The following is a 13,412-nucleotide window of genomic DNA, read 5'->3' as shown; positions in this document are numbered from 1 at the left end:
TACTGTGGCTAAAGTCATTGCAATTGCAAACCAAAAGGGTGGTGTTGGCAAAACAACCACTGCGGTGAACCTTGCTGCCTCGATGGCGGCAACCAAAAGAAAAGTACTGCTGATAGATTTAGACCCGCAGGGCAATGCGACAATGGGCAGTGGTGTTGATAAATATGGCGAAGTAGCCACCATCTACGATTTACTCATTGAAGAAACGCCGATTAAAGATGTTATCTGTACAGACACATCTGGTGAATATCATTTAATTGCAGCTAATGGCGATGTGACGGCTGCTGAAGTTAAATTGATGGAATTGTTTGCCCGCGAAGTACGCCTGCGCAATGCCATTGAATCAGTGCAAGATGAGTACGAATTTATCTTTATTGATTGCCCGCCGTCTTTGAATATGTTGACCGTTAATGCGATGGCCGCGGCTGACTCCGTCATGGTACCGATGCAGTGCGAATACTACGCGCTTGAGGGCTTAACCGCATTAATGGATACAATCACGCAATTATCAAAACTGGTAAACCCTGAACTGCAAATTGAAGGGATCTTGCGTACTATGTATGATCCTCGTAACCGATTGGCAAACGATGTTTCTGAGCAGCTTAAACAGCACTTTGGCGAGAAAGTATACAGAACGGTGATCCCGCGCAATGTACGTTTAGCTGAAGCCCCAAGTTTTGGCGCACCTGCAATGTATTATGATCGCGCATCAAGTGGTGCTAAAGCGTATCTTGCATTAGCGGGAGAAATGTTGCGTCGTCAAGAAAAACAAGCCGCTGCTGTAGCATAAGAGGATAATAACAAGATGTCGGTGAAAAAAAGAGGATTAGGGCGTGGTTTAGATGCATTGTTAAGCTCTGCAAAACCACCTGCCGGGGCAACACAACCAGAGGCACCTAAAGCCCCTGACGTTGAGGCTTCATCAGCACCGGTTAGCCAGCCATCTGCAGCACCTGAGCAAGAGTTACAGCGATTACCGATTGAGTTTCTACAGCGTGGCAAATATCAACCACGTAAAGATATGTCAGAAGAGGCACTGGAAGAATTAGCGAATTCTATTCGTGCACAGGGCGTATTACAGCCAATCGTTGTGCGGCAATTGGCAGCTGAGCAATATGAAATCATTGCGGGTGAGCGCCGTTGGCGTGCATCACAACTTGCGGGTTTAGATGTGGTACCCTGTATCATTAAAGATGTTGAAGATGATGCGGCGGTTGCCATTGCACTGATTGAAAACATTCAGCGTGAAGATCTCAATGCCATGGAAGAAGCGGTTGCCTTAGATCGTTTGCTCAATGAATTTGATTTAACCCACCAGCAAGTCGCGGACGCTGTCGGCAAATCGCGTACAACCGTGACTAATTTGTTACGTTTAATCAATCTCAATGATGATGTGAAAATCTTGTTAGAACATGGTGATATTGAAATGGGCCATGCTAGGTGTCTATTGTCGCTACAAGGTGAAGCACAATCAGAAGCTGCTCGTACTGCTGTAGCAAAAGGCCTGACAGTACGTGAAACTGAGAAATTGGTTCGCGCTATGCAAGAACCGGTGGTTAAAAAAGAAACTAAAGAAAAAGACCCAGATGTCAAACTGTTAGAACAGCAGCTCGCAGAAAATTTGGGCGCAAAAGTCGAGATCAACTACAATCAAAAAGGCAAAGGGAAATTGGTTATTTCTTACGCTGATCTTGATGAATTAGACGGTATTCTTGGGCGGATCCACCCAGATTTACAACAACCCTCCTAAAGGTCAAAATTGCGACGAAATGAGCGCTTAAATTATGCTGCATTTCGTCGCGTCAAGTTGCAAATTGAGCAGAAATCAGTATAATTTCGCCAGTTTTTATACCCTGATAAATTTTAGCGTCATTAAGGTTAATATAAAGTGACTCATTCGTTAGCTGGCCCGTATAGACGCGCCGCATTAAAAGGTGTCTTGCTTCAGGGTATCGTAGCATTAGTAGCTGCAGTAATAGTTTTAGTAGGTTGGGGAGCCCATGCAAGCCTGTCAGCATTGGTTGGCGGACTCGCAATTGTGTTTCCGAACCTAGTATTTGCCTTGTATTCATTTCGATTTGTCGGAGCGAGCAAAGCAAATCAAGTGTATGACTCGTTAAAACGAGGCAAAGGATTAAAATTTTTGCTAACCATTTGCATATTTGCACTGGCGTTTAAACATTTGAGTGTCATGGCGTTGCCATTTTTCTGTTGTTACATACTAGTGATGTTTTCGCAGTGGCTAGCACCGATTTTTTTTAATCATTAACTTTTGGGATAAAACATGGCTGCAGAAGAAGTTACTCTATCAAGCCATATTCAGCACCACTTGACCAATGCCAAGATGTGCTCGACCGATGCCGGTCTTGCCTTCAATAAAGCATGTGCGGATAGTGGATTCTGGACATGGCACATAGATACCCTCGCATGGTCAATCGGTTTAGGTCTGGTTTTTTTATGGATCTTCCGAAGCGCCGCTAAAAAATCCACTACTGGTGTACCTGGCAAATTTCAGTGCTTTATTGAGATGATTGTTGAGTTCGTTGGCGACAACGTACGCGATACTTATCACGGTAACAGCAAGTTAATTGCTCCACTGGCCCTAACAATCTTTGTTTGGGTGTTCTTAATGAACTTAATGGACTTGATTCCTGTTGATTTCCTACCTGCATTTGCTGGCTTTGTTGGCGAAACTGCATTTGGTATGGACTCACACGATGTATACATGAAAATTGTACCGACAACTGACTTAAATATGACGGCTGCATTAGCAATCGGTGTATTCCTTCTGATGATCGGTTATTCAATTAAAATCAAAGGCATCGGTGGTTTTATTGCTGAGCTAACGCTTCACCCGTTCAGCACTAAAAACAAGCTTGGTATGGTTTTCCTTATCCCTTGTAACTTGTTACTTGAAACTATCGCGTTGTTTGCTAAGCCTTTCTCGCTAGCACTACGTTTGTTCGGTAACTTGTACGCGGGTGAGATGATCTTCATCTTGATCGGTGCAATCGGCTTGATGCAGTTACCACTGCACTTTATCTGGGCGGCTTTCCACATCTTAGTTATCGTTCTACAGGCATTCGTATTTATGATGCTTACGATCGTATACCTGAGCATGGCAAGTGCTAAAGATAGCCACTAAGAATATAATTTTTAAAAGATTTTTTAACTTTAACTTTAATTTACAAATGAAACTTTGGAGAAAAAAATGGAACTAGTATTAGGTCTTAAGCTTATCGCTGTTGCTTTACTTATCGGCTTCGGTGCAATCGGTACTGCTATCGGCTTCGGTAACATGGGTGGTAAATTCCTAGAAGCATGTGCTCGTCAGCCTGAGCTTGCGCCTTCACTACAAGTTAAAATGTTCATCCTAGCTGGTCTAATCGATGCGGTAGCGATGATCGGTGTTGGTATCGCTATGTACATGTTGTTCGCGCTTTAATTTTTAAGACAATAGCTGAATCGAACAACTGTCAAGTAAGGAGGAGCGGTCGTGAACTTAAACGCCACTCTAATAGGTGAATTAATTGCATTTACGGTGTTCGTACTTTTCTGTATGAAGTACGTATGGCCACCGCTAAATGGTGCAATTGAAGCTCGCCAGAAGAAAATTGAAGATGGTTTAGCTGCCTCTGATAAAGCTGAAAAAGATCTTGAGCAAGCGCGTGAACAAGCTGCTGAGCAGCTTAAAGAAGCAAAGACTCAAGCGGCTGAAATCATTGAGCAAGCTAAAAAGCGTGCTGCGCTTATCGTTGACGAAGAGACAACTCGTGGTCAACAAGAGCGTGAGAAGATTATTGCTCAAGGACACTCTGATATCGAAACAGAGCGTAACCGCGTAAAAGAAGAGCTACGTACTCAAGTAGCAACTCTTGCCGTGGTTGGCGCTGAAAAGATTTTAGAGCGTGAAATCAATCAAGACGCACATAGCGATATCGTTGATAAGCTAGTTGCTGAGCTTTAATTAGGAGGGTATGAGCATGTCTGAATTGACTACTATCGCTCGCCCATACGCTAAAGCGGCTTTTGAACTTGCTGTTGAAAAAGGCACAGTTGAAGCTTGGAATGAAATGCTGTTCTTCGCCGGTCAAGTGACCAGCGATGAACAGGTTCAGACACTACTAGGTAGCCTTGCTACTCAAGCAGAGCAGTCTGAAATCATCATCAAGCTATGTGCTGAACAACTCGACGAGCAAGGTCAAAATCTTATCAAGCTGATGGCCGAAAATGAGCGTTTATCTGCAGTCCCTGCAGTTGCTGATTTATTCGCTGAATTTAAAGCGGATTATGACAAAGAGATCGACGTTACTGTGGTTTCTGCAACTGAACTTGCTCAAGAGCAGCAAGATAAATTGGGCGCTGCGTTAGAAAAACGTTTCGCACGCAAAGTTAAGCTGAATTGTAGCATCGATGAAACCGTAGTAAGCGGTTTGGTTATTAAGGCTGGCGATACCGTAATTGACGGTAGCGTACGCGGTAAATTAGACCGCTTAGCAGTGTCGCTACAATCGTAATTGGGAAAAAGAGCATGCAACTTAATTCCACAGAAATTTCTGCACTGATCAAGCAGCGTATTGAGCAGTTTGAAGTTGTAAGTGAAGCACGTAACGAAGGTACTATCGTATCTGTTACTGATGGTATCATCCGCATCCACGGTCTAGCTGACTGTATGCAAGGTGAGATGATCGAGCTTCCTGGCAACCGTTATGCTATCGCACTAAACCTTGAGCGCGACTCAGTAGGTGCAGTAGTAATGGGTCCTTACGCAGACCTTAAAGAAGGCGTAAAAGTACAATCTACAGGTCGTATCCTTGAAGTACCAGTAGGCCGTGGTCTACTAGGTCGTGTTGTTAACACACTAGGTGCACCAATCGATGGTAAAGGTGCACTAGACAACGATGGTTTCGAACCTGTTGAAAAAATTGCACCAGGTGTAATCGAGCGTCAATCAGTAGACGAGCCAGTACAAACTGGTTATAAGTCTATCGATGCGATGATCCCAGTTGGTCGTGGTCAGCGTGAGCTAGTAATCGGTGACCGTCAGACTGGTAAAACTGCACTTGCAATCGATGCAATCATCAACCAAAAAGACACAGGCGTTAAGTGTGTGTACGTAGCGGTTGGTCAAAAAGCATCTACTATCGCAAACGTAGTACGTAAATTAGAAGAGCACGGTGCACTTGAAAACACTATCGTTGTTGTTGCATCTGCTTCTGAATCAGCAGCGCTACAATACCTAGCGCCATTTGCTGGTTGTACTATGGGTGAATACTTCCGTGACCGCGGTGAAGACGCACTAATCGTATATGATGATCTTTCTAAGCAAGCTGTTGCTTACCGTCAGATCTCACTACTACTTAAGCGTCCACCAGGTCGTGAAGCATACCCAGGTGACGTATTCTACCTTCACTCACGTCTTCTAGAGCGTGCATCACGTGTAAACGCTGATTACGTTGAGAAGTTCACTAACGGTGAAGTGAAAGGTAAAACAGGTTCATTGACGGCATTGCCAATCATTGAAACTCAAGGTGGTGACGTTTCTGCATTCGTACCTACTAACGTTATCTCAATCACCGATGGTCAGATCTTCCTAGAAACTGACTTATTCAACGCAGGTATCCGTCCAGCTGTTAACGCTGGTATCTCGGTATCTCGTGTAGGTGGTGCAGCGCAAACTAAAATCGTTAAGAAACTAGGTGGTGGTATCCGTCTAGCGCTAGCTCAGTACCGTGAACTAGCGGCGTTCTCTCAGTTCGCTTCTGACCTTGACGATGCAACGCGTGCACAGCTTGAGCACGGTGAGCGTGTAACAGAGCTAATGAAGCAGAAGCAATATGCACCTATGTCTGTTGCTGAAATGTCTCTGTCTCTATTTGCTGCTGAGAAAGGCTTCCTACAAGACATCGAAATCCCGAAGATTATGGATTTTGAAGAAGGTCTTATTGGTTTCGCTAACAGCACATACGCAGAGCTAATGACTCAAATCAACGAAACTGGTAACTATAACGCTGAGATTGAAGCGCAACTTAAAGAACTTCTAGAGAAGTTCAAGTCGACGCAAACTTGGTAATTTAGTTATTCATGGTGACTTCGGTCACCACTGATTCGGAGAGAGAGTCATGGCCAGCGGAAAAGAGATAAAAAGCAAGATCGGGAGTATTAAGAATACTCAGAAGATCACCAGCGCGATGGAAATGGTTGCCGCTTCTAAAATGAAGAAGGCGCAAGACCGTGTGGCATCAAGCCGTCCATACGCTGAGAACTTACGCAAAGTGATCGGTCGTATTGCTCAAGCAAATCTTGACTTCAACCATCCGTTCCTAGAGGAACGTGATGTGAAGCGAGTTGGTTACATTGTTATCTCAACTGACCGTGGTCTGTGTGGTGGTTTGAACTCAAATGAGTTTAAGAAAATCACATTAGACGTTAAGGCGTGGAAAGAAAAAGGCGTTGATGCCGAATTTGCTACTTTAGGTAGCAAGGCAGCTGGTTTCTTCCAACGTTTTGGCGGTGAGTTACTCGCTAAAAAAGCGGGTCTTGGAGATGCTCCTTCAGTACAGGACGTAGTAGGTCCAGTAAAAGTAATGTTAGATGCATTTACTGAAGGCAAAATTGACCGCTTGTTCGTTGTGTACAACAAATTCGTGAACACAATGAAGCAAGAGCCAACGATCGAACAGTTATTACCTTTGCCAAAAGCTGAAGAAGAAGTATCAGCCCACGCTTGGGATTACTTATATGAGCCGAGCCCAGAAGCGATCCTAGAGACGCTACTGGTACGTTTCATTGAGTCACAGGTGTACCAGGGTGTAGTAGAAAATGCTGCATCTGAACAGGCTGCCCGTATGGTTGCGATGAAAGCCGCAACTGATAACGCAGGCGACCTAATGGATGAGCTGCAACTTGTTTACAACAAAGCACGTCAGGCTGCAATCACACAAGAAATCAGTGAGATTGTTGGCGGTTCGGCTGCTGTATAACGCTTCGGCAAAGTTTAACGAGAGGAATAGACATGAGTTTAGGTAAGGTCGTCCAAATTATCGGCGCCGTTGTGGACATCGAGTTCCCACAAGACAACGTGCCAGCCGTATATGACGCACTAAAAGTTACAGAAGGCGACCTAGCTGGTTTGACACTAGAAGTGCAACAGCAGTTAGGTGGCGGTGTGGTACGTGGTATCGCACTTGGTACTACAGACGGTCTACGTCGTGGTATCTCAGTAGAAGGCACAGGCGAGCCAATCAAGGTTCCAGTTGGTACAAAGACCCTAGGTCGTATCATGGACGTATTAGGTCAGCCTATTGATGAAGCAGGTCCAATTGGTGAAGAAGAGCGTATGTCAATTCACCGTGCTGCGCCTTCATACGAAGATCAATCAAGTTCAGTTGAGCTACTAGAAACAGGTATCAAGGTAATCGACCTTGTATGTCCGTTCGCAAAAGGTGGTAAAGTTGGTCTATTCGGTGGTGCCGGTGTTGGTAAAACCGTAAACATGATGGAACTTATCCGTAACATCGCAATCGAGCACAGCGGTTACTCAGTATTCGCTGGTGTTGGTGAGCGTACGCGTGAGGGTAATGACTTCTACCATGAGATGAACGATTCAAACGTACTAGACAAAGTATCGCTAGTATACGGTCAGATGAACGAGCCACCGGGTAACCGTCTACGTGTTGCACTAACGGGTCTAACGATGGCTGAGAAGTTCCGTGACGAAGGTCGTGACGTACTTTTCTTCGTAGATAACATCTACCGTTACACGCTTGCAGGTACTGAGGTATCAGCACTTCTAGGTCGTATGCCTTCAGCGGTAGGTTACCAGCCAACTCTTGCAGAAGAGATGGGTGTACTACAGGAGCGTATCGCATCGACTAAGACTGGTTCAATCACTTCAATCCAAGCGGTATACGTACCTGCGGATGACTTGACTGACCCGTCACCAGCTACAACGTTCGCGCACTTAGATGCAACAGTTGTACTTTCACGTGATATCGCGTCTCTAGGTATCTACCCTGCGGTAGATCCACTAGATTCAACTTCACGTCAGCTTGACCCTCAAGTAATCGGTAACGAGCACTATGAGACAGCACGTGGCGTTCAGACTGTACTTCAGCGTTATAAAGAGCTGAAAGACATCATCGCGATCCTAGGTATGGACGAGCTATCTGACGAAGATAAGCAAGTTGTATCTCGTGCACGTAAGATCCAGCGTTTCCTATCTCAGCCGTTCTTCGTTGCTGAGGTATTCACAGGTGCACCTGGTAAATACGTATCTCTTAAAGACACAATCTCTGGCTTTAAGGGCATCCTAAACGGTGATTACGATGATATGCCTGAGCAGGCATTCTACATGGTTGGCTCAATCGACGAAGCAGTTGATAAAGCTAAAAACATGTAATTTAGGAGGTTGTTATGGCAATGACAGTACACCTTGATGTAGTAAGTGCAGAGCAGAATTTATTCTCTGGTGCTGTGGCTACAATTCAAGTGACAGGTAGTGAAGGTGAACTTGGTATTCACCCTGGCCACGCGCCACTCCTGACTGGCCTAAAGCCTGGTATGGTACGTTTGGTTAAAGAAGATGGTGCTGAAGAGTTCATCTACGTTGCAGGCGGTACGCTTGAAGTTCAACCTAAGACAGTAACTGTTCTAGCGGACGTTGCTATTCGTGGAGAAGAACTTGACGAGCAAGCTGCTGAAGAAGCTAAACGTGAAGCTGAAGCACAGCTTGCTTCAGGTACTGCAAGCGAGCTGGATTACCAGCGTGCCGCTATGCAGCTTGAAGAAGCGCTTGCCCAGCTACGACTACTTCGCCAGCTGCGTAAATAAGCAGCCACCTATCTGGTTTGAAACCCACATGCTGACAAGCATGTGGGTTTTTTTATACCTGTTTCTTTATCTACATTATCTGTATTATCACGACAGTGTTTTGACTGATTCTGGCATGCGTATCACCAAAAAATCGAGAAGTTGAAGCATGTGTTTTGAATAAAAAAACAAACCGGTAACTTCTTACTTTTTAACACAATCCTCTCGTACCAGTTACATCTATTCATATATTCGCTTGAGTAAAACATGGCTTTGAGTAAAATGGGTATTCGTTAGCAGCCTACTCGTTTAATACTCACCATGAATGAAGTAAAATTTTCTAGGCAAGTAAAGGAAGTCAAATTTGGCGAATGGGTGCTTGATCCAAAGCGCCAATGTATTTGTGATGGTGACACTACTCGTGAGTTGGAACCGCTATTATTTCGCTTATTGTGCTATTTGATAATTAACAATGAGCAAATTATTACGCGGCAAGACTTAGTAGACGATGTCTGGAGCCAGAATTATGTTGATGATAATGCGATTAATCGTGCAATGTCGGAGTTGCGAAAGATTTTAAAATCTGACAAACAGCGCGGTATTGTCGTAAAAACCCATTATCGTAAAGGGTATAGCTTTTTTCTTGAACCCGAAATCATATACTATTCTGATATACCTGCCCAAGCTCACCCTGATGCTCATTCAAGCAGTGTCTCTCCAAGCATATCTCCAGTCTCTCAAATTGACCCCTCCTGTGATAGTGAAAAGCCACCAAATCGTTTTACATGGGTATTTAAAGGCGCTGCACTGTGCTGTGTTATAGGGTTAACTGTTGCGGCAGGGGTAAAGTTTGGCGTTGATGAGCAAGAGGTAATCACGCCCAGTATTGTTACTCAAGATCAACCTATTAAGGAACACGCTCTGTCATGGATGCAAGGTCGTTATACCCTACTTAATTTATCTCCCAATGATGCCATGGTGGCCTATTCCTTTATTAAGCGCGATACTAACTATTATTCATTGGTGGTCAAAAACTTAAAAAGTGGTCACGAGCGCAGGTTGGGTGAACAAGGCGTTAACTATTACCCTGTAGGGTGGTCACTAGACTCCAATACCATTTATTACAGAATAGTGGATGGTGATAAGTGTCAAGTATGGCAATTGAACGCGGACTTCAACTCTGGCAGTGAGTATTTATTTGACTGTAAAATAAATAGTATGACAGGCGGAGAGATAAATCAGGGCCGTCTTGTTTATGCAAAAAGTGGCTATCGCAATAGGGATGAATTATCTGCATTAACTAACCGGGATTTGGCTACCGGAGAGGAGTTTCAAATTACTTCTCCAAATTTAAATTCCTATGGTGATCGCTTTTTAACTTATATTCCGGAAAAAGAAATTATCTTGTTTGAGCGACGTCAGTACGATACCAATGAGTTGTATATGACGGATCCGGATGGAGGAAATCAGGTTAAAATTTATGACTCAGCATCGCGCATTTGGGGGCTTAGCTATGATGAAAAGACGGAACAATTAGTCTGGTTCAACAATGCTGAGAATGTTGTATATGGTTTTTCTCTTAATGAAATGCGTCTGGTGAAAGCGCAGAAGTTGTTGACTGATCAGTCTTATGCGAATTATGAGATACTCAACAGCCGCGACTTATTAATGACCAGCTATCCATTCGTATTAGATATCTATCGCTTAAATACACAGAATGACGCACTTGAGCCACTCATTAATAGCAAGCGTGAAGACTCTAAAGCGGTAGAGGTCCCTGAAGGGTTTTTGTTCTTAACACGTTTGGGAGATGTGCAGCAAATACACCAAATGAACCGTGATGGCAAAGTTAAACTTCTGGGTTTACCAAATGCGAAATATAAGGCGCTGCGTTATAACCAGACAACGAATGAGTTATTGGTCCAATATGCACGTAAAATTGAAGTGTATAACCTAAGTGATTTATCTCTTACTATGTCAAAGTCTGTTGATGGCACATTGGTATCAGTTGAGTATTTAAATGATGAAGAAATTAGTTATACCGTAATTGACGAGCAGAAGGTTAATAGCAGCGCATACGTATGGTCTAGTGTAGATGGTCATGTAAGAAAACTCCCTATGCAAAGTACGTTATGGTTGGATCGCCTAAATGAAGACACGCTCATTACTCTCTCTTCTAACGATATTATTTCTGCATTTGATTTACACAGTGGTGAAGTGATCCATCGTGTGGAGTTGCTTCCTGCAAAATATAAGCATTCGGTTGCTATTTTAGACGGAACTATCTATCACTCTAATGGCAAGCGCATTTTTAAAATTGACTTTTCTTCTGATGTTCCGATTGAGACAATTCACACAGTCAATGATCCTAAATTGTTTATTGAGCAAATACGAGGGTCTAAATCAGGTCAACTGATCGCTGATATTATAAGGACCGTAGACAATCAATTGCTAAAAGTATCGATGATAAACTCAGGCAACGATCTTAATTAGCTTGGATAGCGCGCTTTCTGTGTGAGAGCGATTTTGAAGGCCCGCTATATCTTATTGCTAATATTTCTTTTCTAGTCTGTTTAGACTGGCCTTCGAGATGAAATGATTTATTGACCTCTTTTTTGTGTTCATTTTGATATCCGGTTGAGTAATCGTTAAAGTCACAAACTAAATAGTAGAACTTTGGTTACTCAACCACCAGCCTTCTCATGTTTTGTAAAGCGCCTTATGACCCTGTTTTTTTAACTACATAAAGACATGACTTTTTACTTCTTATCAATGTCTAAGTGGCGTTTAGGTGCTTATAACGCTGCCTAAACGGCTTTGATCGAGAATGAATATAAGAGGTCGCTATACGATAAGCTGAGTGATCTTTTCATAGATAAACAGAGATTTAAAAATAGTGGTTTTAGCTAAGCTTTTTGATTAGAGCCTTGACCCTTATTCGCTATGAAAATACATTGGTCTTAAATTGCGCAGTGGTGAGTTCAATAACCCTAAGTTGTTTTTTCTGTCTCAACTTTTTGCTCAGGTTTGACATTAGATGTTGGGATTATCTCCTGCACTTTGCATAGATAACATGAGCAGTCGTCCCCTAAACACGACCTAAGTATCCATCAATAATGTAACTGCCTGCTGTGGTTACACGTATATATTTCACGGTACTAAAAAGCGCCTATTTGCCTTATGAGTGTTTGTTTTATCGTTGTGTATTCATTTTGTTCACTACGTCATTTTGTAATAAATCTAGATTTTTTAACTACTTCTCTTTAACTACATATCCTTACCAAGCTGTGTTTTTTTATTATGATACTAATCAATGGGTTGTGAAACATTACGGGATATTTCATAAGATTTGATATGTACCAATGTGGCTATGAGTGCGCTAATGTAGAAATCACTGAAGCACACGAAGATGTGCAAAAAAAATAAGATAAAAACGATAAAAATTATAAAACCTATTAAGGAACTAAAGCATGTTACTTTCTCTAAAAACAAAAACACTTAAGATTCTTTCTAAAAATGCACAACTTGGCGCAAAGCAAACACAGCTAATTGGGGGTGGAACTGATTACACTGCTCCTAACACAGATACAGTGACGCAATTTGCGGCTCCTAATACAGACACTGTGACGCAATTTTCAGCACCTAATACTGATACTGTGACACGAAATAATAGTTAAATTAGTTGTATCGTATAACATAAAAAATAAGCTGTTAGTACATCAGAAAGCCTCGTTCGGCTTTAAGTAAATTAAAGTTTTAGCACGCCTGCATTAGGCCTACGCATCTAAATAGTATATGAATAGGTAACTTAGTAGGAGTAGCTTATTCATATGCTTTATAGATGCCAATCTAATTTTTTTAATATGATACCTAATTAAATTCAGGACATTGATTAAGGATTGATATGAACAGTTTACTGGCTTTTTCTCTCATCTTACCGAGTTATGATGCGCCTATGATTGGACAGTTATACTTACAAGCGCCAGCAGTAGAGTATTACTTTACTCGTGAGACTGGGGTTGCCACACGAGCAGAAAAATTAGAAGTCGGTAAACTTGTTGAAAAAGGTGAAGAGTTAGTTAGATTTAAGCCGGATACTGATAGTGGCGCAAGCAAAGTGTATATCTCTAATACAAAGGGATATATTGAGTTTATCAAGGACACACAGTCTATGCTTGAATCGGGCGAGTTGGTAGCTAAAGTGTCTTCTGATCACGCATTTGGAAATTACTACTTCGATAAGCATTATGACTTAAGCAATATCTCTCAGAGTGTGTGGTTATGCACGGACAAGAAACCAGTTAAATTTAATGTCGATGGAATATTAAAAAATAGCCTATTAGTATCTGTTGAATTAGCACAAATAAGATATAGTGAATTGACTGAGCTATCCACTGGAAAGGTGCTGTTGTATGCCAACTCAAGCGATTGTGGGTGATCTTATTTTACTAAATAGAGGAAAGTTTAAAGTGGTGAGTCAACGGGTTTTTAGCATCATTCGTATGTCACATTGCTTTAAGTTTATGTTTAAAGTGCAGTTTTTATAACTTACTACTCTTCTAATCTGCTAACCTACTAATCTGCTAACCTGCTAACCTGCT

At 42.5% G+C, this 13,412-nt stretch carries 14 protein-coding genes; all 14 read left to right on the top strand.

Features of this window, described 5'->3' with window-relative positions:
* Nucleotides 1-4 precede the first annotated feature (4 nt).
* The 14 genes from N477_RS08465 to N477_RS08400 all read left to right on the top strand — a co-directional run bounded on the left by N477_RS08465 (nucleotide 5) and on the right by N477_RS08400 (nucleotide 13,249).
* Nucleotides 5-790 (top strand): ParA family protein, encoded by a 786-nt coding sequence (locus N477_RS08465; RefSeq protein ID WP_063360162.1) that lies wholly within the window; start codon nucleotides 5-7, stop codon nucleotides 788-790.
* A 15-nt stretch (nucleotides 791-805) separates the two neighbouring features.
* Nucleotides 806-1,750 (top strand): ParB/RepB/Spo0J family partition protein, encoded by a 945-nt coding sequence (locus N477_RS08460; RefSeq protein WP_063360163.1) that lies wholly within the window; start codon nucleotides 806-808, stop codon nucleotides 1,748-1,750.
* Between the two features lie 138 nt (nucleotides 1,751-1,888).
* The gene (locus N477_RS08455; protein WP_063360164.1) at nucleotides 1,889-2,269 is read left to right on the top strand and encodes an ATP synthase subunit I; all 381 of its coding nucleotides are present in this window, start codon (nucleotides 1,889-1,891) and stop codon (nucleotides 2,267-2,269) included.
* A 15-nt stretch (nucleotides 2,270-2,284) separates the two neighbouring features.
* The gene (atpB, locus tag N477_RS08450; protein ID WP_063360165.1) at nucleotides 2,285-3,145 is read left to right on the top strand and encodes a F0F1 ATP synthase subunit A; all 861 of its coding nucleotides are present in this window, start codon (nucleotides 2,285-2,287) and stop codon (nucleotides 3,143-3,145) included.
* A gap of 66 nt (nucleotides 3,146-3,211) precedes the next feature.
* Nucleotides 3,212-3,445, top strand: a complete 234-nt coding sequence (gene atpE, locus N477_RS08445) for a F0F1 ATP synthase subunit C (RefSeq protein ID WP_023400939.1) — start codon at nucleotides 3,212-3,214, stop codon at nucleotides 3,443-3,445.
* A 51-nt stretch (nucleotides 3,446-3,496) separates the two neighbouring features.
* Nucleotides 3,497-3,967 carry a F0F1 ATP synthase subunit B gene (gene atpF / locus N477_RS08440; protein WP_046357200.1) on the top strand — a complete coding sequence of 157 codons (471 nt, stop codon included), beginning with the start codon at nucleotides 3,497-3,499 and terminating at the stop codon, nucleotides 3,965-3,967.
* Nucleotides 3,968-3,983: 16 nt separating this feature from the next.
* On the top strand, nucleotides 3,984-4,517 hold the full coding sequence (atpH, locus tag N477_RS08435; RefSeq protein ID WP_063360166.1) for a F0F1 ATP synthase subunit delta: 534 nt from the start codon (nucleotides 3,984-3,986) through the stop codon (nucleotides 4,515-4,517).
* 14 nt (nucleotides 4,518-4,531) lie between these two features.
* Nucleotides 4,532-6,073, top strand: coding sequence for a F0F1 ATP synthase subunit alpha (atpA, locus tag N477_RS08430; RefSeq protein WP_046357198.1), 1,542 nt, complete (start codon nucleotides 4,532-4,534; stop codon nucleotides 6,071-6,073).
* Nucleotides 6,074-6,122: 49 nt separating this feature from the next.
* Nucleotides 6,123-6,983 (top strand): F0F1 ATP synthase subunit gamma, encoded by an 861-nt coding sequence (gene atpG / locus N477_RS08425; RefSeq protein ID WP_039611157.1) that lies wholly within the window; start codon nucleotides 6,123-6,125, stop codon nucleotides 6,981-6,983.
* A 32-nt stretch (nucleotides 6,984-7,015) separates the two neighbouring features.
* Entirely contained in the window at nucleotides 7,016-8,401 is a 1,386-nt protein-coding gene (gene atpD / locus N477_RS08420) for a F0F1 ATP synthase subunit beta (RefSeq protein WP_023400934.1), read from the top strand.
* Between the two features lie 14 nt (nucleotides 8,402-8,415).
* On the top strand, nucleotides 8,416-8,832 hold the full coding sequence (locus tag N477_RS08415) for a F0F1 ATP synthase subunit epsilon (protein WP_039611158.1): 417 nt from the start codon (nucleotides 8,416-8,418) through the stop codon (nucleotides 8,830-8,832).
* Between the two features lie 300 nt (nucleotides 8,833-9,132).
* The gene (locus N477_RS08410) at nucleotides 9,133-11,304 is read left to right on the top strand and encodes a winged helix-turn-helix domain-containing protein (RefSeq protein ID WP_063360167.1); all 2,172 of its coding nucleotides are present in this window, start codon (nucleotides 9,133-9,135) and stop codon (nucleotides 11,302-11,304) included.
* A gap of 977 nt (nucleotides 11,305-12,281) precedes the next feature.
* Nucleotides 12,282-12,488, top strand: a complete 207-nt coding sequence (locus tag N477_RS08405; RefSeq protein WP_063360168.1) for a hypothetical protein — start codon at nucleotides 12,282-12,284, stop codon at nucleotides 12,486-12,488.
* Between the two features lie 227 nt (nucleotides 12,489-12,715).
* Nucleotides 12,716-13,249 carry a hypothetical protein gene (locus N477_RS08400; protein ID WP_063360169.1) on the top strand — a complete coding sequence of 178 codons (534 nt, stop codon included), beginning with the start codon at nucleotides 12,716-12,718 and terminating at the stop codon, nucleotides 13,247-13,249.
* The last annotated feature ends 163 nt before the right edge of the window (nucleotides 13,250-13,412 follow it).

Source organism: Pseudoalteromonas luteoviolacea H33-S (assembly GCF_001625695.1).
GTDB lineage: Bacteria > Pseudomonadota > Gammaproteobacteria > Enterobacterales > Alteromonadaceae > Pseudoalteromonas > Pseudoalteromonas luteoviolacea_B.
Note: the sequence above shows the minus strand (reverse complement) of the source record. Positions and strands in the feature narration are given on the sequence as shown.

Bases quoted from the DNA above. Each gene is read 5' to 3' on its own strand.
- atpE (WP_023400939.1), top strand. From the start codon at position 3,212: ATGGAACTAGTATTAGGTCTTAAGCTTATCGCTGTTGCTTTACTTATC.
- N477_RS08400 (WP_063360169.1), top strand. From the start codon at position 12,716: ATGAACAGTTTACTGGCTTTTTCTCTCATCTTACCGAGTTATGATGCG.
- N477_RS08460 (WP_063360163.1), top strand. From the start codon at position 806: ATGTCGGTGAAAAAAAGAGGATTAGGGCGTGGTTTAGATGCATTGTTA.
- N477_RS08405 (WP_063360168.1), top strand. From the start codon at position 12,282: ATGTTACTTTCTCTAAAAACAAAAACACTTAAGATTCTTTCTAAAAAT.
- atpA (WP_046357198.1), top strand. From the start codon at position 4,532: ATGCAACTTAATTCCACAGAAATTTCTGCACTGATCAAGCAGCGTATT.
- atpB (WP_063360165.1), top strand. From the start codon at position 2,285: ATGGCTGCAGAAGAAGTTACTCTATCAAGCCATATTCAGCACCACTTG.
- atpH (WP_063360166.1), top strand. From the start codon at position 3,984: ATGTCTGAATTGACTACTATCGCTCGCCCATACGCTAAAGCGGCTTTT.
- atpD (WP_023400934.1), top strand. From the start codon at position 7,016: ATGAGTTTAGGTAAGGTCGTCCAAATTATCGGCGCCGTTGTGGACATC.
- N477_RS08410 (WP_063360167.1), top strand. From the start codon at position 9,133: ATGAATGAAGTAAAATTTTCTAGGCAAGTAAAGGAAGTCAAATTTGGC.
- N477_RS08415 (WP_039611158.1), top strand. From the start codon at position 8,416: ATGGCAATGACAGTACACCTTGATGTAGTAAGTGCAGAGCAGAATTTA.
- atpG (WP_039611157.1), top strand. From the start codon at position 6,123: ATGGCCAGCGGAAAAGAGATAAAAAGCAAGATCGGGAGTATTAAGAAT.